The sequence below is a fragment of the Kribbella sp. NPDC051137 genome, assembly GCF_040682535.1.
GTDB lineage: Bacteria > Actinomycetota > Actinomycetes > Propionibacteriales > Kribbellaceae > Kribbella > Kribbella karoonensis.
Genome location: NZ_JBFBBI010000006.1, coordinates 363,856 through 382,338, shown reverse-complemented (window position 1 = coordinate 382,338; position 18,483 = coordinate 363,856). Strand labels below are relative to the sequence as shown.

17 protein-coding genes are annotated in these 18,483 nt (G+C 70.2%); 10 read left to right on the top strand and 7 right to left on the bottom strand.

Translation table 11 applies throughout. From position 1 onward, the window contains the following. Positions 1-58 precede the first annotated feature (58 nt). Positions 59-850, bottom strand: a complete 792-nt coding sequence (locus AB0M51_RS32465; protein WP_363751785.1) for an alpha/beta hydrolase — start codon at positions 848-850, stop codon at positions 59-61. A 72-nt stretch (positions 851-922) separates the two neighbouring features. On the opposite strand from AB0M51_RS32465, the gene AB0M51_RS32460 reads away from it, so the two are divergent. After that, positions 923-1,840 (top strand): phosphotransferase, encoded by a 918-nt coding sequence (locus AB0M51_RS32460; protein WP_363751783.1) that lies wholly within the window; start codon positions 923-925, stop codon positions 1,838-1,840. On the opposite strand, the gene AB0M51_RS32455 is transcribed toward AB0M51_RS32460, so the two are convergent. Next, positions 1,830-2,156 carry a VOC family protein gene (locus tag AB0M51_RS32455; protein WP_363751781.1) on the bottom strand — a complete coding sequence of 109 codons (327 nt, stop codon included), beginning with the start codon at positions 2,154-2,156 and terminating at the stop codon, positions 1,830-1,832. The genes AB0M51_RS32460 and AB0M51_RS32455 overlap by 11 nt on opposite strands. 229 nt (positions 2,157-2,385) lie before the next feature. After that, entirely contained in the window at positions 2,386-2,667 is a 282-nt protein-coding gene (locus AB0M51_RS32450) for a hypothetical protein (protein ID WP_363751779.1), read from the bottom strand. Between the two features lie 173 nt (positions 2,668-2,840). On the opposite strand from AB0M51_RS32450, the gene glmU reads away from it, so the two are divergent. Then, positions 2,841-4,322: a bifunctional UDP-N-acetylglucosamine diphosphorylase/glucosamine-1-phosphate N-acetyltransferase GlmU gene (gene glmU / locus AB0M51_RS32445; RefSeq protein WP_344192584.1), complete on the top strand. Its 1,482-nt coding sequence runs from the start codon at positions 2,841-2,843 to the stop codon at positions 4,320-4,322. Positions 4,323-4,353: 31 nt separating this feature from the next. Next, positions 4,354-5,334: a ribose-phosphate diphosphokinase gene (locus tag AB0M51_RS32440; RefSeq protein ID WP_344192586.1), complete on the top strand. Its 981-nt coding sequence runs from the start codon at positions 4,354-4,356 to the stop codon at positions 5,332-5,334. Between the two features lie 59 nt (positions 5,335-5,393). Here the strand turns inward: AB0M51_RS32440 and AB0M51_RS32435 are convergent, their stop codons facing one another. Then, a complete protein-coding gene (locus AB0M51_RS32435) occupies positions 5,394-5,873 on the bottom strand; it encodes a hypothetical protein (protein ID WP_344192588.1) in 480 nt (159 codons plus the stop codon). Between the two features lie 136 nt (positions 5,874-6,009). Here AB0M51_RS32435 and AB0M51_RS32430 point away from each other — a divergent pair, with 136 nt between their 5' ends. Beyond that, on the top strand, positions 6,010-6,771 hold the full coding sequence (locus tag AB0M51_RS32430; RefSeq protein ID WP_344192590.1) for a DUF1932 domain-containing protein: 762 nt from the start codon (positions 6,010-6,012) through the stop codon (positions 6,769-6,771). On the opposite strand, the gene AB0M51_RS32425 is transcribed toward AB0M51_RS32430, so the two are convergent. Together AB0M51_RS32425 and AB0M51_RS32420 are read right to left on the bottom strand one after the other, a co-directional pair. Then, a complete protein-coding gene (locus AB0M51_RS32425) occupies positions 6,764-7,381 on the bottom strand; it encodes a hypothetical protein (protein WP_344192592.1) in 618 nt (205 codons plus the stop codon). The genes AB0M51_RS32430 and AB0M51_RS32425 overlap by 8 nt on opposite strands. Continuing rightward, positions 7,381-8,055: a DUF3137 domain-containing protein gene (locus AB0M51_RS32420; protein WP_344192594.1), complete on the bottom strand. Its 675-nt coding sequence runs from the start codon at positions 8,053-8,055 to the stop codon at positions 7,381-7,383. The genes AB0M51_RS32425 and AB0M51_RS32420 overlap by 1 nt, the downstream gene beginning before the upstream one ends. 288 nt (positions 8,056-8,343) lie before the next feature. Here AB0M51_RS32420 and AB0M51_RS32415 point away from each other — a divergent pair, with 288 nt between their 5' ends. The 5 genes from AB0M51_RS32415 to AB0M51_RS32395 are packed head-to-tail and all read left to right on the top strand — an operon-like array spanning position 8,344 to position 14,886. Continuing rightward, positions 8,344-8,982: a 50S ribosomal protein L25/general stress protein Ctc gene (locus AB0M51_RS32415; protein WP_344192596.1), complete on the top strand. Its 639-nt coding sequence runs from the start codon at positions 8,344-8,346 to the stop codon at positions 8,980-8,982. A 45-nt stretch (positions 8,983-9,027) separates the two neighbouring features. Then, on the top strand, positions 9,028-9,603 hold the full coding sequence (pth, locus tag AB0M51_RS32410; RefSeq protein ID WP_344192599.1) for an aminoacyl-tRNA hydrolase: 576 nt from the start codon (positions 9,028-9,030) through the stop codon (positions 9,601-9,603). Beyond that, entirely contained in the window at positions 9,600-13,229 is a 3,630-nt protein-coding gene (gene mfd, locus AB0M51_RS32405; RefSeq protein ID WP_344192601.1) for a transcription-repair coupling factor, read from the top strand. Before pth ends, mfd begins: the two co-directional genes overlap by 4 nt. A 27-nt stretch (positions 13,230-13,256) precedes the next feature. Beyond that, entirely contained in the window at positions 13,257-13,880 is a 624-nt protein-coding gene (locus tag AB0M51_RS32400) for a hypothetical protein (RefSeq protein ID WP_344192603.1), read from the top strand. 10 nt (positions 13,881-13,890) lie between these two features. Further along, positions 13,891-14,886: a MazG family protein gene (locus AB0M51_RS32395; RefSeq protein WP_344192605.1), complete on the top strand. Its 996-nt coding sequence runs from the start codon at positions 13,891-13,893 to the stop codon at positions 14,884-14,886. 3 nt (positions 14,887-14,889) lie between these two features. Here AB0M51_RS32395 and AB0M51_RS32390 read toward each other — a convergent pair whose 3' ends face one another. After that, a complete protein-coding gene (locus AB0M51_RS32390) occupies positions 14,890-15,477 on the bottom strand; it encodes a dihydrofolate reductase family protein (protein WP_344192607.1) in 588 nt (195 codons plus the stop codon). Between the two features lie 108 nt (positions 15,478-15,585). Between AB0M51_RS32390 and AB0M51_RS32385 the strand changes: the two genes are divergently transcribed. Continuing rightward, a complete protein-coding gene (locus tag AB0M51_RS32385; RefSeq protein ID WP_344192609.1) occupies positions 15,586-18,468 on the top strand; it encodes an AAA family ATPase in 2,883 nt (960 codons plus the stop codon). The last annotated feature ends 15 nt before the right edge of the window (positions 18,469-18,483 follow it).

Sequence of the window (18,483 nt, the reverse complement as noted above, 5' to 3'; positions counted from 1 at the left end):
TCGCCCTGACACTCGACCCACGATGCTAGCCGCGGCATGGCTCACGCCGCACCTGGTTTCAGCCGGCGAGGAAGTCGCGGATGTGGTTGGACCAGGTCTCGGGCCGTTCGAAGTGGCACATGTGGGCAGCGTCGGGGATCACCTGGAGTTGGCTGGGGACTGCCTGGTGGAGGCGCTGGGCGAGCTGGACGGGAAAGCCCATGTCCTTTTCGCCGTGCAGGATCAGGATCGGCCGACCGAACTCGCGAAGGATCTGCTCGGGGCCGCCGGTGACCCATTCCTTGGTGTGCTCCTCGGACCAGTCGCCTGGATCGGAGCCGAGCAACTGCAGGAACTCCTGTGCGCGGTCGAGGTCCCAGACGAAGATCGTGGAGTTGCGGAGTACGCCGTTCGCCTCGTCCTCGAGGCGTTGCCGGCGCTGGTACTCGGGCCAGCCCGCCAAGTACGCCGCCCCGTCCGCCACCGGGTACGCCGACGTCGACGCGAGCACCAACCGCCGTACCTGTCCCGGATGCTGGCCCACGAACTGCATCGCCGCCCGGCCGCCAGTGGAGAAACCGACCAGGTCGACCACTCCGAGCCCGAGCCGTGAGATCAACCGGTGCGTGTCGCGGATGACGTACTCAGGCTGGAGTTGGTCCACCGGCAGTCCGCGGCTGCTCCGCCCGCAGCCGCGGAAGTCGAACATCACCACATGGTGATCCCGCGCCAACGGCTCGAACCCCGGCACCAGATACCCGTGCCCGACATCCGGCCCGCCGTGGATCACCACCACAGAAGGCTTCTCGCTGCGCTGCCCGAGCTCCCGGACGAACAACGTCACGTCCCCGACATCCACCAACTCACCCATCGACGAACCCTCCCAGCCCGCACCGACAGAAATCAGCGGACAGCTGGAGAGGCGCTGGCTAGGGTCGCGGGCATGTCGTACGACGAACAGTTGCTGGAGCTCGGGTTTCAGGCGCCGGAGGAGCTTGCGATCGGGATGCAGGGGGCGGTGTATCGGCTCGGGCAGGGGAAGGTCGCGAAGGTCTGGTTCCACGCCGGGGAGCAGGAGCTTCGGACGCTCGCTGAGTTGTACGACGCGATCGACGGGCAGCTGCCCTTCCGGACGCCGCGGATGCTCGAGCTTCACCGGACGGGGCCGTATTGCGTGACGGTGGAGGAAGAGCTGCCCGGCGTACCGCTGCACACCGTCGCGCCGGCGTACGGCGAGCCGGGGTGGGAGCGGGCGCGGGACTGCGTGGTGGACGTGGTGGAGGCGCTGGCGCAGGTGGAGGCGCCGGAGGTGCTTCGGCGTACGGCGGTGCTGGACGAGACCGTTCCGTTCCGGCCCGAGGGGGTGTCGTGGAGCGAGGCGCTGACGGGGCTCCTGCGCAAGCGGGTCGCGAGGTTCGGGGATCAGCTCGCGGAGGTGATCGACGATTTCGAGGCCAAGTTCGACTCCCTGCTGGGTCAGCTGACGGACGTACCACGGACCCGGCTCGTCCACGGTGATGTGACGGCCGGCAACATCCTCGTGGACGGGGACCTGCGGCCCGTCACGTTGCTCGACTTCGGGTTGTCGACGATGGCCGGTGACCCGGCGTTCGAGGCGGCCTCGGCGGCGAGTGTCATCGACCTGTGGTCGCCGAGGGTCCGCGAGATCGAGGCGGCGTACGACGCGGCGTTCACCGACAGGCTCGGGTACGACGCCGTACAGCTGCTCGTCTACCGCTGCGCGTACTCGCTGATCATCGCGAACGCCCACGACGACGACCCGTACGGCCGCGACAGCCACCTCCCGCTGACCGCGAAGCTCTTCAACACGCCCGAGGTCACCGCGCTGCTCACGAGATGACGCAGAAGACCGTCCCGTCGGGAGCCTTCAGAACGACGAAGTCGGCGTCCGGCGGGTAGGTCCACTCGATCCGTTCGGCGCCGAGGCCGATGAGGCGTTCCACCTCGGCTTCCTGCGTCGAGTCCTCGACCCAGAGATCGAGGTGCGTACGGTCGTTCTCGTCGAGATGGAGCCGGGTCGGCCGCGCGTTCGCGGGCGGGAGCAGGAAGTCGGGGTTGCCCGCCTGGCCGGTGAACCCGAGTGCTTCCCGCCAGAAGTCGGCCGCAGGGCTGTTCGCCGGGACGTTCAGGACGATCGCTCCGAGAGTGAGTGCCATGCTTTCAGGCTGGCAGAGATCCGGGTGCATGGCGTTCTGGAGACCACAGCACCTACGCCAACCCGATTGCCACAGCACCAGGGCTCCTGGGGTCGCGGTACAGCTCGACAGGTAGAGCACGCCGAGACGCCGTACGCAAAGGGAGCATTCACGCTCAGGCGCACTAGGTAACAGCCCGACATGTCCTGTCGAACTGCACCCCGACCCCGACCGCGGCTCCAGGGGGCAGTCAGCTCTCGACCAACTGTTGCCGGTGTACGACGAACTCGGTGCAGCCGTCGACGGTGGTGATGCCGGACGGACGCTCGGTGGTGATCCGGACGCGGTCCGCGTCCACCGCGAGGACCTCACACGCGACCAGTACCGCGACCGGATAGTCCGTGTCCGACGCGAGCTGCTCGTAGCCGCCGAAGATCGGTGGTTTGTCCGCCAGGACGTGCCGGACCCCGTCGGCGTCCTCGAATTCGACCTCGACCCAGCCGGGGATCGGGTCGTCGGAGACCCAGCGCACCCCGGTTGCCTTCAGTTCTGCATGGGACGAGTCTGGCCGGGGCGTGAGATCGCTCTCGTCTGGGGCGGGGGGAGGGAGTTCCGGGGAGCAAGTAGGCTTGCGCGGGCGCTGTTTCGGGTGCCCGTGCTGATACTGGTTGAAAGAACTCGCAGGGAACTCGAGGAGAAGACCGCGTGACTTCCCATCGCCCCGCGGCGGTCGTCATCATGGCCGCCGGGCTCGGTACCCGGATGAAATCGTCGACCCCGAAGGTGTTGCACGAGATCGGCGGGCGCAGTCTCGTCGGTCACGCCGTGCTCACCGCCCGGGCGCTCACCCCCGAACACCTCGTGGTCGTGGTCGGCAACGGCCGCGAACTGGTCGAGGAGCACCTGAGGACCGTCGACCCGGAGGCTCGGACCGCCGTCCAGGAGCAGCAGCTGGGCACCGGTGACGCCGTACGGGCGGGTCTGACCGCCGTACCGGACAGCTTCGACGGCTCGGTGATCGTCACGTCGGGTGACGTCCCGCTGCTCGAGGCAGAGACGCTGCACGACCTGGTCGCCGCCCACGACAAGGACGGGAACGCCGTCACCGTGCTGACCGCGCGGGTCCCGGACCCGACCGGCTACGGCCGGATCATCCAGAACCCGGACGGTACGGTCGCCGCGATCGTCGAGCACAAGGACGCGACCGCGGAGCAGCGGGCGATCGACGAGATCAACGCCGGCATCTACGTCTTCGACGCGGCTACCCTGCGTGACGGGCTGAGCCGGCTGACCACGAACAACGCGCAGGGCGAGCTGTACCTGACCGACGTCCTCGGCATCGCCCGGAACGACGGCAAGCGGGTCGGCTCGCACGTCACCGACGACGCGATGCAGACCGAGGGCGTGAACGACCGCGTCCAGCTCGCCACGCTCCGCGCCGAGCTGAACCGCCGTACGCTCACCAAGCTCATGCGCGAGGGCGTCACGATCGTCGACCCGAACACGACGTGGGTCGACCGGACCGTCGACCTGGCCCGCGACGTCACGCTGCTGCCGAACACCCAGCTGCACGGCGCGACCGCCGTCGGCAGCGGTACGACGATCGGCCCGGACACCACGCTGACCGACGTCGAGGTCGGCGAGAACGCGACGATCATCCGGACGCACGGGTCGCTCGCCGTGATCGGCGACGGCGCGAGCGTCGGCCCGTTCGCGTACCTGCGCCCGGGCACCAGGCTGGGCGTGAAGGGCAAGATCGGCACCTTCGTCGAGACCAAGAACTCCACCATCGGCGACGGCGCGAAGGTCCCGCACCTGACGTACGCCGGCGACGCGACCATCGGCGAGGGCGCGAACATCGGCGCCGGCACGATCTTCGCGAACTACGACGGCGTCGCGAAGCACCCGACCCACGTCGGCAAGTACTCGTTCATCGGCAGCAACTCGGTGCTGGTCGCCCCGCGGACGATCGCGGACGGCGCGTACCTGGCGGCCGGTACGGCGCTCACCGAGGACGTCGGCCCCGGCGAGATCGCGGTCGCCCGCGGCCGGCAGCGCAACATCCAGGGCTGGGTCGCGCGGAAGCGGGCCGGCACCAAGACGGCCGCGGCCGCCGAAGCAGCCCTGGCCGACCAGCCGGCCGACGCCGGCCAGCCGGCCGGTCAGCCGGATCAGCAGCAGGCCTGAGCAGCAGACAGCACAACGGGAGGCGCGGGCGATGAGCGGGATGAAACGAACCACCGAGAAGAACCTGATGGTTTTCTCCGGCCGGGCCCATCCCGGTCTCGCCGAGGAGGTGGCCACCGAGCTCGGGTCCGGCCTGGTCCCGACCCAGGCGTACGACTTCGCCAACGGCGAGATCTACGTCCGGTTCGAGGAGTCGGTGCGGGGCAGCGACGCGTTCGTGATCCAGAGCCACACCTCGCCGATCAACGAGTGGATCATGGAGCAGCTGATCATGGTCGACGCGCTGAAGCGGGCGTCGGCCAAGCGGATCACCGTGGTGCTGCCGTTCTACGGGTACGCCCGGCAGGACAAGAAGCACCGCGGCCGGGAGCCGATCTCGGCCCGGCTGATGGCCGACCTGTTCAAGACCGCGGGCGCCAACCGGCTGATCTGCGTGGACCTGCACACCTCGCAGATCCAGGGCTTCTTCGACGGGCCGGTCGACCACCTGATGGCGCTGCCGATCCTCAGCGACTACGTGGCGCAGAAGTACGGCGACCAGCAGCTGGCCGTGGTGTCGCCGGACGCCGGCCGGATCAAGGTCGCCGAGCAGTGGTCGGCGCGCCTGAACGGGGCACCGCTGGCGTTCATCCACAAGTCCCGCGACATCGACCGGCCGAACGAGACGGTCGCGAACCGGGTCGTCGGTGAGGTCAAGGGCCGGGTCTGCATCCTGGTCGACGACATGATCGACACCGCGGGCACGATCACCAAGGCCGCGGACGCGCTGTACGCCGAGGGCGCCGCGGGCGTGGTGATCGCGGCCACGCACGCGATCCTGTCCGGTCCCGCGGTGGACCGGCTGAAGAACTGCCAGGCCAGCGAGGTGATCGTCACGAACACGCTGCCGATCGCCGAGGACCGCCGCTTCGACAAGCTCACCGAGCTCTCGATCGCACCGCTGATCAGCCGCGCGATCCGCGAGGTCTTCGAGGACGGCTCGGTGACGAGCCTCTTCGACGGCCGCGCCTGAACCCCCGCCGGCGCCGGTCCGCGCGGACCGGCGCCGGAAGCGGCGGTGAGCCGGCTGCGTCAGGCGGTGATCCGGCGGCCCGTCACCGTTCCGGTGCCGGAGTCGACGACCTGAGTCTCGCTCCCCGGCGCGTACACGGTGACCTGGTACTTCGCGGTCAGCCTCCCGTGCGACACCGAACCCCATGCCCGCACCCGGATCGTCGGCCCGACCGAGTCCGGCCCCTGGTCGCCGGCCTGCCCGGTCCACATGGTCAGCCGGAACGACTTCCCCTCGGACGACCACGTGCCGGTGAGCGGCGGACCGGCCGGGCTGATGTCGTGCGACACCACGACCCCGCCACCCGCGAAACTCAGCACCAGCCGGATCTTGTCGGGTGACCCGGTGTCCTGTCGTACACACATCCAGCTGCCGAGCAATCCACCGCCGCTGTCCGCCAGCGCCGGCGTAGCGGTAGCCAGACCGGCAACCGCCACTCCGCCCGCCGCGATCCCCGCGCCCCTGAGCGCCTGACGGCGCCCGATTGCGTTCTCACTCATCCTCAAACCCTCCCCCTGAGAGCCGCTGTTCCCCCCACGCTGCACACGCGTCCGGCGGGTTGGCAACGGTTCGGCGTGCACGATCACTGACATAGCTTTGGCGGTGACAGAAACGGATCGAGGATCGGACGCCCGCATGCGGATCGCTGTGTTCCACCCCGGGGCGATGGGCTCGAAGCTCGCCGCCCAACTGGTTGCGGCCGGCCACGAGGTGCACTGGGCACCGGAGGGCCGGAGCGAGTCGTCGAAGGCGCGAGCGGATGCGGCCGGCCTGATCGGTACGCCGTTCCCCGAGGCGGTCGGGGATGCCGACGCCGTCCTGTGTTCGTGTGCCCCGCAAGGCGCTGTGGACATCGCGCGGCTGGTCGGGCGCGCGGGGTTCTCCGGCGTGTACGTCGAGGCGAATCCGCTGTCGCCGACGTCGTTGCGGGCGGCCCAGGCCGCCGTACCCGGGGCGACGTTCGTGGACGCCGGCGTGGTCGGGCCGCCGCCGACGGGCGGTCCGAGCCCGACGCACCTGATGCTGTCCGGTACGGCGGCGGACCAGGTCGCGGGGTGGTGGACGGGTACGGCGGTGACCCCGATGGTGGTCGGTACCGAACCCGGCGCGGCCAGTGCGGCGAAGTCGTCGTACGCGCTGTACAACAAAGGCAAGGCGGCGCTTGCCGTTCTGGCCTTCCAGTTGGCCGCGAAGCACGGCGTGACGGAGGCCCTCGTCGCGCAGCAGACCCGCGCGGACGGCGGTTCGCTGAAGGACCCGAACCTGCCCGAGCAGCTGCGCGCGGTCGCCTGGCGCTGGGGCCCGGAGTTCGACGAGCTCGCGGAAACCCTCGACGACGCAGGCCTCGAAGGTGACGCCGCCCGCGCGTTGCGCCAGGTGTGGACCGGCCTCACCTGATCCCGTAGTCCTCGACCACGAACGGCGGGATCAGCTCGACGATCCGCTGGAACAGGTACGTCGCCTCGGACACCATCGGCGTCGTCCAGTAGCCGAGGCCCCAGGTGATCAGCGTCCGCCCCTCGATCCGCCACGCCACGTGGGCGTGGTCGTCCACCAGCATCGCCATCATCCGCGGGTTCAGCACCGCGCTCGCGTACCGCGGATCGCCCGACTCCACGGTGAACTGCTGGTTGAACCGCGCGCTCTCGAACTCTTGGCCCGGCAGCAACGGGTTCTTCGGCCCGACCGCGAGCGGCGGCAGCCCGTACGGCAGGTCGTACGCGATCACGTGGCATTTCGCGGCGGTCGACGTACTGCTCGCCGTGTAGGTGTAGTCGAGCGCGCGGACCCCGCGGCCCGCGATCATCCGCTCGGCGGTTCCCTCCGGGGAGTACAGCCTGGCCGCGAGCGCGGCCAGCCACGGATCGGTGGGCGCCGGGTACCAGCCGAGGTCGGCGGCCTCGCGCAGGCGGCGGTCGAACAAGGTACGACGGCGCCGTACGGACCGTGCGTACAGCAGCAGGAGGGCGATCGCGACGAGGCCGAGGACCACCAGGGTCGTGGTCATCAGGACACCGGTCCGCCGTAGTCGCGGAGCACGAACGGTGGGATCAGGTCGATCAGCTGGGTCATCGCCTGCAGGCGGGCGTAGACGTCCGGGACGGTGAAACCGCCGTGGCTCCAGGAGATGAAGGCGTTGCCGGCGATCTGCCACTCCAGGCCGGGGTTCGCGAGGACGGCCTCCATCATCCGCGGGTGCATCACCGCCGACCCGTACCGGTCGTCGGTGCACTCGACCCGGAAGCGCTCGTTGAACTGCTCGTTCTCGAGCTGGAGATCGTGGCCGCGGAACATCCGGCGCAGGCCGGTCTCGCGCATCACGGTGACCGGCGGCAGTGCGACCGGCAGCGTCAGCGCGACCAGGTTCGCGGTGCGCGTCGACTGGGTTTTCCCGTTGCTGACCACGTAGTTGTAGTCGAGGACGCACAGACCGCGACCGTAGTACTCCCCGGCGTACGTCTCGCCGAGATCCCCGGGCGACCCCTGCGGGAACAGGCCCTCGGCGACCTGCAGCAGCCATTGGTTCGGCATCACCGGGTACCACCCGGCCGCCGCGACCTGCCCGGCGCGCTGCATCTGGAACGCCCGCCGTCGGCGGTTCGTCCACACGACCAGCCAGATCACGCCCGCGACCAGGGCCATCGGGAACAGCAGACTGAGGACGGCGTACGGCGAGATCATCCTGCACAACGTATCGAAGTACCGGTTCGGAAACCGGTCACGTCGACACGAGCTGAACGAGGAGCAAAGTGCCGTGGTCCGACGGATTTCCCGTCTGGCCGCGCTCGTGGGTAGACTGTTTTGGTTGCCTCGGCGAGGGACGCCCCCCGAGAACTGTTGGGCGCGGCTCCGTGATCGACGCGGTGGTTCGTTGCCTGACGCCTTCTCCGGGGTCAGCAGGCGCCCGCTGAGGCCGCAGCCGAGTTATCCAGACAACAGATCACCGCAACGCTTTTGAGGAGTTCAGTCGTGGCCGAGGTCAAGATCCAAGCCGAATCGCGTACGGAGTTCGGCAAGGGTGCTGCCCGCCGAATCCGCCGGGACAACAAGGTTCCCGCCGTCCTCTACGGCCACGGCAGTGACCCGGTGCACATCACGCTGCCCGGTCACGACACCATGCTGGCCCTGAAGACCGCCAACGCCCTGCTGCTGATCGAGGTCGAGGGTGGCGAGTCGCACCTGGCGCTGCCGAAGCAGGTCCAGCGCGACCCGCTGAAGGGCTTCATCGAGCACGTCGACCTGGTGATCGTCAAGCGTGGCGAGAAGGTCCAGGTCGAGGTCGCCGTGCACCTCGAGGGCGAGGCCGTCTCGGACGCGCTGGTCGTCACCGAGCACGCGTCGGTCCTGGTCGAGGCCGAGGCCACCCACATCCCGGAGAGCATCACGGTCTCCATCGAGGGCCTGGAGATCGGCGCGCAGATCCACGCGTCCGACCTGACCCTGCCGACCGGCTCCACGCTGGCGATCGAGCCCGAGACCCTGATCGTGAACGTCACCGCGCAGCCGACCGCCGAGCAGGTCGAGGGCGAGCTGGCCGAGGCCGAGGCCGAAGCGGGCATCGAGCGGGACGAGCCCGCCGAGGAGCCGGTGGCCGCCGCCGCGGAGTAATCTCGCTGCCGCACCACCAGAACATCTTCAGGAGGGCCGGGATCCGTGGCGGACGACGTGTGGTTGGTCGTCGGACTGGGGAATCCCGGCCCTTCGTATGCCCGCACCCGGCACAACATCGGGCACCTGGTCGCCGACGAGCTGGCCGCCCGGACCGGTGCGAAGTGGAAGCAGAGCAAGCAGGTCAAGGCCGAGGTGATCGAGACCCGGATCAGCGGCCTGCGGACGGTGCTGGCCAAGCCCCGTGCGTACATGAACGAGTCCGGCGGCCCGGTGTCGGGACTGCTGAAGTTCTTCAAGCTGGACCCGGCCAACCTGGTCATCGTGCACGACGAGCTGGACATCGACTTCGGTGTCCTGCGATGCAAGTTCGGCGGCGGCGACAACGGCCACAACGGGCTGAAATCGCTGCGCAAATCGCTTGGCACCGGTGAGTACTATCGAGTCCGGTTCGGTGTGGGTCGTCCGCCGGGCCGGCAGGCGCCCGCCGACTTCGTCCTCAACGAGTTCTCCGCGGCCGAACGCAAGGACCTCCCGTTCGCCGTGGACCGGACCGCTGACGCGGTCGAGTCCCTGCTCACCGACGGCCTAGAGTCCACCCAAGGGAAGTACAACTCGTGAAACTCAGCGGTCTGGTCGACACCCTGATCACCGATCCGGTGGTGTCCGAGGCCGTTCGTGACGCCCGCGCCGAGGGCGCCACGACCCTCGACCTGAGCGCACCCGGCCCGGTGCGTCCGGTCCTGCTGGCCGCGATCGCCGCGGCCCGGAACGGCGCCGACCGCCCGGTGCTCGCGGTCACCGCCACGTTCCGCGAGGCCGAGGAGCTCACCGAGGCCCTGCAGTGCCTCGTCGAGGAGCCCGGCACCGTCGCGTACTACCCGGCCTGGGAGACGCTCCCGCACGAGCGCCTGAGCCCACGGTCGGACACCGTCGGCCGGCGGCTCGCCGTACTGCGTCGGCTCGTGCACCCGGACCCGTCCGACGAGACGACCGGGCCGATCAGGATCCTGGTGGCACCGGTCCGGTCCGTGCTGCAGCCGCAGGTCGCCGGCCTCGCGGATCTCAAGCCGGTGCAGCTGCACGTCGGAGACAGCGCCGAGCTCGAGGACGTCGTCGAGCGGCTGGCCGGGGCGGCGTACCACCGGGTCGACCTGGTCGAGCGGCGCGGCGAGTTCGCGGTCCGCGGCGGCATCATCGACGTGTTCCCGCCGACCGAGGAGCACCCGCTGCGGGTCGACTTCTTCGGCGACGACATCGAGGAGATCCGGTACTTCGCGGTCGCCGACCAGCGGTCCCTGGAGATCGCCGAGCACGGCCTGTGGGCGCCGCCCTGCCGTGAGCTGCTGCTCACCGACGAGGTCCGCGCGCGGGCCGGAGTGCTCGCGAAGGAACATCCCGAGCTGGCCGAGCTGTTCGAGAAGCTCGCCGAGGGGCACGCGGTCGAGGGCATGGAGTCGCTCGCGCCGGTGCTGGTCGACGACATGGAGCTGCTGGTCGACCTGATGCCGGCCGGCACGCACGTGGTCGTCAGCGACCCGGAGCGGGTCCGGGCCCGGGCACACGACCTGGTCGCGACCAGCCAGGAGTTCCTGGAGGCGTCGTGGGCCGCGGCCGCGGGTGGCGGCGAGGCACCGATCGACCTGGGCGCGGCGGCGTACATGTCACTCGGCGACGTTCGTGCGCAGGCCCTGAACAAGGGGCTCGCCTGGTGGAGCCTGTCGCCGTTCGCCGCTGCGCCTCTTGACGGCCCCGAACTGCGGGACTCGATGGGCGAGCGGATCGCGTTCGACATCGACACCGAGGCCGGCGCGGTGACCAGCAGGATCCTCGCCGTCCGCGAGGTCGACCCGTACCGCGGTGAGACCGGCGCGGCGGCCGAGGACATCCGCGGCTGGCTGCGGGACGGCTGGCGGGTCGTCTGCGTCACCGAAGGACACGGTCCCGCGCAGCGGCTGGCCGAGGTCTTCTCCGAGGCGGAGCTGCCGGCCCGCGCGGTCGAGGGCATCGAGGGTGTCCCGGAGCCGGGTGTCGTGCTGATCTCGCAGGGCCAGCTCGACCACGGGTTCATTGCCGAGGGCATCAAGTTCGCGGTGCTCACCGAGAACGACCTGGCCGGACAGCGTTCGGCGGCCGAACGGCGTTCCCAGCAACGGATGCCGTCGCGACGGAAGAAGACGATCGACCCGCTGGAGCTGCAGCCGGGCGACTTCGTCGTGCACGAGCAGCACGGCGTCGGGCGGTACGTCGAGATGATGCAGCGGACCGTCGGCACCGGCTCGCAAAAGGCCACCCGCGAGTACGTCGTGATCGAGTTCGCGGCCAGCAAGCGCGGCCAGCCCGGCGACCGGTTGTACGTGCCGACCGACCAGCTCGACCAGGTCACGCGGTACGTCGGCGGCGAGCAGCCGACCCTGGACAAGATGGGCGGCGGTGACTGGGCCAAGCGCAAGGGCCGCGCCCGCAAGGCGGTCCGCCAGATCGCCGGCGAGCTGATCAAGCTGTACGCCGCCCGCCAGGCGACCAAGGGACACGCGTTCGCGAAGGACACGCCGTGGCAGCGTGAGCTGGAGGACGCGTTCCCGTTCGTGGAGACGCCCGACCAGCTGGCCACCATCGACGACGTCAAGCACGACATGGAACGCGTCATGCCGATGGACCGGATCGTCTGCGGCGACGTCGGCTACGGCAAGACCGAGATCGCCGTACGGGCCGCGTTCAAGGCGGTGCAGGACGGCAAGCAGGTCGCCGTACTGGTGCCGACGACGCTGCTCGTCCAGCAGCACTACGCGACGTTCGCCGAGCGGTACGCCGCGTTCCCGGTGAACGTGGCGCCGCTGTCGCGGTTCCAGACCGACAAGGAGTCGAAGGCCGCTCTGGACGGTCTGGCGGACGGGTCGGTCGACGTCGTGATCGGCACCCACCGGCTGCTGTCCGGCGAGGTCCAGTTCAAGGACCTCGGGCTGGTGATCGTCGACGAGGAGCAGCGGTTCGGCGTCGAGCACAAGGAGCAGCTGAAGCGGCTCCGGACCGCGGTCGACGTACTGACGATGTCCGCGACGCCGATCCCGCGGACCCTGGAGATGTCGATCACCGGGATCCGGGAGATGTCCACGATCGCCACCCCGCCCGAGGAGCGGCACCCGGTGCTGACCTTCGTCGGCGCGTACGACGAGCACCAGGTGACCGCCGCGATCCGGCGCGAACTGCTCCGCGAGGGCCAGGTCTTCGTCGTCCACAACCGGGTGAACACGATCGAGAAGGCGGCCGCCCGGATCCGTCAGCTGGTGCCCGAGGCGCGGGTCACGGTCGCGCACGGCCAGATGAACGAGCACACCCTGGAGAACGTGATCCAGGGCTTCTGGGAGAAGCAGTCCGACGTCATCGTCTGTACGACGATCGTCGAATCCGGGATCGACATCTCGAACGCGAACACGATGATCGTCGAGCGCTCCGACCTGCTCGGCCTGTCCCAGCTGCACCAGCTCCGCGGGCGGGTCGGCCGTGGCCGGGAGCGCGCGTACGCGTACTTCTTCTTCCCGCCGGAGAAGCCGCTCACCGAAACCGCGCACGACCGGCTGGCGACGATCGCGCAGCACGCGGACCTCGGCGGCGGTATGGCGGTCGCGATGAAGGACCTGGAGATCCGCGGCGCCGGCAACCTGCTCGGGGGCGAGCAGTCCGGGCACATCGCGGACGTCGGGTTCGACCTGTACGTACGGCTCGTCGGCGAGGCGGTCGCGGAGTACCGCGGCGACACCCAGGCGGAGGAGCCCGAGGTCAAGATCGAGCTGCCGATCGACGCGCACCTGCCGCACGACTACGTCCCGTCGCAGCGGCTCCGGCTGGAGATGTACCAGCGGCTGGCGGCGGTCCGCGACGAGGCGGGGATCGCCGAGCTGGTCGAGGAGTTGCACGACCGGTACGGCGAGATCCCGCAACCGGTGCTGAACCTGGTCGAGGTGGCGAAGTTCCGCAACCACGCCCGCCGGGCGGGGCTGCACGACGTCACGCTGCAGGGGAACATGATCCGGTTCGGACCGGTCGAGCTGCCGGATTCGAAGGTGCTGCGGCTGAACAGGCTGTACCCGAAGAGTCTGGTGAAGCCGCAGTTGCATACCATTCTGGTGCCGAGACCCGCCACCAGGCAGATCGGCGGGCAGCCGCTCCGTGACCAGGAGCTGCTGCAGTGGTGCACCCGGTTGATCGACGACGTGATCGCCGAACCTATTGTGGTGCCGGCGTAGACCTTTAGTGAGATACGAGGAGATTCGGTGAGCACACGGCTTCGGGCACTCGGTGCGGTGGCGGCGATCGTGCTGCTGACCGGCGGTTGCGCAGCGGGCACGCACCCGGGCGCGGCGGCCGTGGTCGGCAAGACCGAGATCAGCGTCAGCGACGTCGACAACACCTCGCGCGCGGTCAGCTCGGCACTCGGGCAGAGCTTCAACACCGTCGCGGCGCTGAACATCCTGGTCAGCAACGCGCTGGTCTCCGAGATCGGGCAGCAGAAGTCGATCACGGTCACCCCGGCCGAGACCGCCGCCGCGGCCCTCAGCTCGGTGGGCGACGACCAGTCGATGTACCAGAAGTTCCAGAGCTCCGCGGAGACCCGCGACTTCCTGAACGCGGTCGGCACCGCGTCCGTGATCACGGTCAAGCTGGCCGGCGGCACCATCCAGGACCTGCAGAACCAGACCAAGCTGCAGCAGGGTGTGCTCGCGGTCCGCGAGGCCTCGAAGGGGATCGACGTCTCGGTCGCGCCGCGGTTCGGCAAGTGGAGCGACGGCACCCTCGACGGCACGATCTCCGGGTCGCTGTCGAAGGAGTCCGACCAGACCGCCGCCAGGCGCAAGGCCGCCGAGAACGCCGCGCAGCAGGCGCAGGGCCAGGGTTGAGCCTGACCCGGTGACCGACGTACGACCGGTGGGCCGGATCACGGTCCTGGTGACCAGCCCTCGGGTAGCTCCAGGCCTCCTCACCCGTGCCGCCTGGCAGTCCCTCGAGACCGCCGACGAGATCGCCGCCGCCGCAGGAGCCTCTCCCGCCGGCAGCTTGCGGGCGGACGCGCAGGCGGTTGTCGGTTCGGGGTTGGCCGTGACCCAGGTCGAGGGTGGAGTCGGCGAGCACTGGAGCTGGTTGTCGTCCGCGGCCGAGGCCGGCCGTGACGTCGTGTGGCTCGTCGGTGACGACGGCGAGCCGGAGCTGCTGCACGTGGTCGCCGAGCAGGTCGCCCGCGATCCGCGGCCGCCGTACGCCGTGGAGATCCTGCACGGGTCGTACGACGTGCCCGGCGCCCGGCTGATCGACCTGGTCCGGGTGATGGACCGGATCCGCCGGGAGTGCCCGTGGACCCAGCAGGAGACGCACGAGAGCCTCGCGAAGTACCTGCTGGAAGAGACCTACGAGACCCTCGAGGCGCTCGACACCGGGGACCGCGCCCATCTCCGTGAGGAGCTGGGCGACCTGCTCCTCCAGGTCGCCCTGAACTCCCGCATCGCCGAGGAGGACCCGGACGAGGGCTTCACGATCGACGACGTGGCCGGTGGCATCGTGGAGAAGCTGATCCGCCGTCACCCGCACGTCTTCGCCGCGGTCGACGCCACCGACGTGGCCACCGTCGAAGCCAACTGGGAAGCCATCAAGGCGACCGAGAAACAACGCTCCTCGGTCCTCGAAGGCATCCCGCTGGCCCTCCCCGCACTGGCGCTGGCCGACAAGGTCCTCGGCCGCGCCGCCAAGGTGCTTCCGGCCGAGCCGCCCGTGGTCAGCGACTCGGACATCGGCCGGCAACTCCTCGACATCGTCCGCGAGGCGCGCGCCCGCGGCATCGACGCCGAGCAGGCCCTACGGATCGCGGTCGGCGCGCTCGCCGACCACGTCCGTACGGTCGAGAACAACTGACCCTCAGACCGACCGGTCGTAGAGCAGGCAGAGGGCGCCGCTCTCGGTGGGCGTGGAGTCGGTGAGGGTCCAGGACGAGGCGGCGACGGTCTCGTCGAAGAGGGGTACGCCGCCGCCGACCAGCTCGGGGCAGAGCGTGATGGAGAGCCGGTCGAGCTCGCCGGCCACGAGCAGCGTGCGGATGACGCTGGAGCTGGCCAGCACGACGATGTCGCCGCCGTCCTGCTGACGCAGCTCCTTGACCGTGGCGACCGGGTCGGTGCCGGCGATCCGGCTGTTCTGCCACGGCGCCTCGTCCAGCGTCGTCGAGAACACGACCTTCTCGACGTCGTTGAGCCAGCGCGAGAACGCCCGGCTCTCCTCCGGCGCGGTCTCGTCGTCGGCGACGGTCGGCCAGTACCCGCCGAAGCCCTGGTAGTTCTTCCGGCCGAGCAGCGCGGTGGTCGCCGGAGACGTCACGCGGGTCATGTGCGCCAGCGCACCGGGCGTGACGGCGTGCGGTGCGATCCACCCCATGTCGTAGTCGCCGCCGGGCCCGTTGACGCGGCCGTCGAGCGACAGCGAGATGTTGCCGACCACAGTGCGATTCATGGTGTCCTCCTGGGGAGTTCGAATGTGCTTCAAACTCTCGCCGTCGACACCGCATCCGGTCGTCACCAGATCTGACGACATCTCGTCCGGGACCCGGAGGATGCGAGGATGACCGGCATGGGGGTTGTCGTCAGTCCGGTGTTGATCAACCGCCGATCGGAGCTCGCAGCTCTGCGGGCGGCCTATGAGCGCGCCCGTGCCGGCGAGCCGGTCACGGTGCTGGTCTCGGGAGAGGCGGGGATCGGCAAGTCCCGCCTCGTCGCGACCGCGGTCGACAGCTTCAGAGACTCCGGCGTCGCGGGTGCGTCCGGTCGCGCCGGCGGCGTGCCGGACGGGCCGATGGTGCTGACCGGTGGCTGCCTCGAACTCGGCGCGGACGGTACGCCGTGGATGCCGTTCCTCGCGATCCTGCGCAACCTGCTGCGCGAGTGGGGCCCGGAACGGCTCGCCGAGGCGCTGCCGTCCGGCGGTACGGCGCTCGCCGGATGGCTGCCGGAGCTGTCCTTGCCGGAGGGACCTGACGGTCATGTCCGGCTGTTCGGTGAGGTCCTCGGCCTGCTCCAGCGGGTGGCAGCGGAACGCCCGCTCGTCGTGGTGGTGGAGGACCTGCACTGGGCGGACGCCTCCAGCCGTGAACTTCTCGTCTACCTGGTGCGCAACCTCGCCGCCTCGGCGGTGCTGCTGATCGTCACGATGCGGACCGGTGAGCTGCCTTCGAGCCATCCCACCCGGCAGTTGCTGTCCGAGCTCGGCAGACGCGCCGAGGTGGTTCGGCTCGAGCTGGAGCCGCTGGGCCGGAAGGAGGTCGGCGAGCTGCTCGCGGCGCTCGACGGTCGCGCGCCGCATGCTGTCGCGAGCAGCGAGATCCACCGTCGCAGCAGCGGAAACCCCCTCTTCGTGGAGGCCCTGTACGCCTCCGGTACGGCGTCGTCCGAAGGACTCAACGACCTGCTGCTCGGCCGGATCGCCGACCTCTCCCCGGCCGCCCGCGCCGTACTCGCGACGATCGCGGTGGCCGGTGGCGCGGTCCCGGACGATCTGCTGTCCGAGGTTTCGGGTGCGTCGGTGGACGACGCCCTCCGTGAGCTGGTCGAGCGAAACCAGGTCTCGGTGTCGGGCACCGAGTACCTGATCCGGCACGACCTGATCCGGGAGGCGGTGTACGGCGCGTTGCTGCCCGGTGAGCGGCGGCGTCTGCACGCACGGTTCGCGACGGCAATCGAGGCGGGGCCCGGATCGCCGGCGGCCCTGGCCGAGCACTGGTCCGTGGCCGGGGAGCCCGGCAAGGCGCTGGCGGCGGCGTGGCGGGCCGCCCTGACAGCCGAGCGGCAGTACGCGTACGACGAGCAGCTGAACATGCTCGACCGGGTCCTCGAGCTCTGGTCCGAGGTCGACGGGGCCGGTGAGCTGATCGGGGTGAGTTACGCGGCTGTGCAGGAGACGGCGGCCGCCGCGTCGTACACGGCCGGTCGCTCACGGACCGGGGTGGAGCATGCGACCGCGGCGCTGGCGGCCCTCGACCCGGACACCGAGCCGCTCCGGGTGGCCGGGCTTCTGCGGCTGCGCGGCCTGCTGCGATGCCGGATCGACGGTTCCGGGAGCGACGACCTGTCCCACGCGGTGCGGCTGGTGCAGCCGGGAGCCGACGACGTACTGCGCAGCCGGCTGTTGTCCGGCCTGGCATTCACCGAGCTGGTCGGTACGCCTGGACCGGAGATGAGCCGGCACGCGGCGCAGGCGCTCGAGTTGGCGGAGGCCGCCGGTGACGACCAGGCGCTCGCGGATGCGCGGCTGGTCGTCGGTGGCATCGCCTTGCACACCGACGGCGGTCCCGGAGTGGTTCAGCAGCTCATGCAGGACGCCCGGCGGGCCGCTGATGCGTGCGGCGATCACCACACGTACCTCACGTCGCTGCAATGGGAAGGCCGGGCGATCGCCGACGCCGGGCGCCCCGAGGAAGCGGCCGCGCTCCTCGAAGGGGCTGGGCGCCAAGCCGCGCAGTGGGGCCGGATGCGGGCCAGAGGCTCGATGCTGACGCAGAACCGGGCCGAGGTGCTGATCTCGCTGGGACGCTGGGACGAGGCCCTCGAACTGGTGGACAACGCGCTCGCGGACGGCCCGCCACCGTGGTACGACGCGGCGCTGCGGATGGAGGTCGCCGTCATCGCCGTACGGCGCGGGAGGTACGACGAGGCGGCCGGCCACCTTGCGCAGATGGCCGTGCCACCGTCAGGGGTTGCCAGCGAGATCGGTCTGCAGCGGCTGCCGGTACAGCTGGCGCTCGCGGTCGGCAGCGGCGACGTGCCCACGGCCGATCGGCTGCTGGTCGAGGCGCTCGACGTGATGCCGGACTGGCCGACAGCCGACGTGGTGGTCACAGCGCGGCTCTACCTCGCGGCGCTTCAGGTGGAGCGGACCGTGGCCGGGCGACGGCGACAGGTGCCCGTGCGATCGGAGGCGCTGCGGAAGGGCCTGTCCGGCTTGGATCGTTGGCCGATCGTCGATGCGGTGTTGCGGACCGGAGACGCCTTCGAGGCCGGGAGTGTCGCGGCCTGGGACACGGCAGCCGACGCCTGGCGTGTGGTCCACGACGTGTACGAACTGGCTCGGGCGCTGGTCGGAGGCGCCGCCGCCGCGATCCGTTCGAACAACAAGCCCGGCGCCCGGCGCCGCCTGGACGAGGCCCGGGAGATCGCGACCCGCCTGGCGGCCGTGCCCCTGCTCAGCGACATCGACGACCTCGCGCAACGCGCCGGCTTGTCCCCGGCGGCCCGGGAAGAGCCGGCGGCGCACGGCCTGACCGAGCGCGAACTCGTCGTACTGCGAGTCCTCGCCCGAGGCCTGTCCAACGCCGAGATCGCCCGCGAACTCTTCGTCTCCCCGAACACCGTCGCCACCCACGTAGCCCGCATCCTCCGCAAACTCAACGTCTCCACCCGCACCGAAGCCGCCGCAGTCGCCCACCACACCGGCCTCGTCGCCGGCGACTGAAGCACGTGCCCGAGT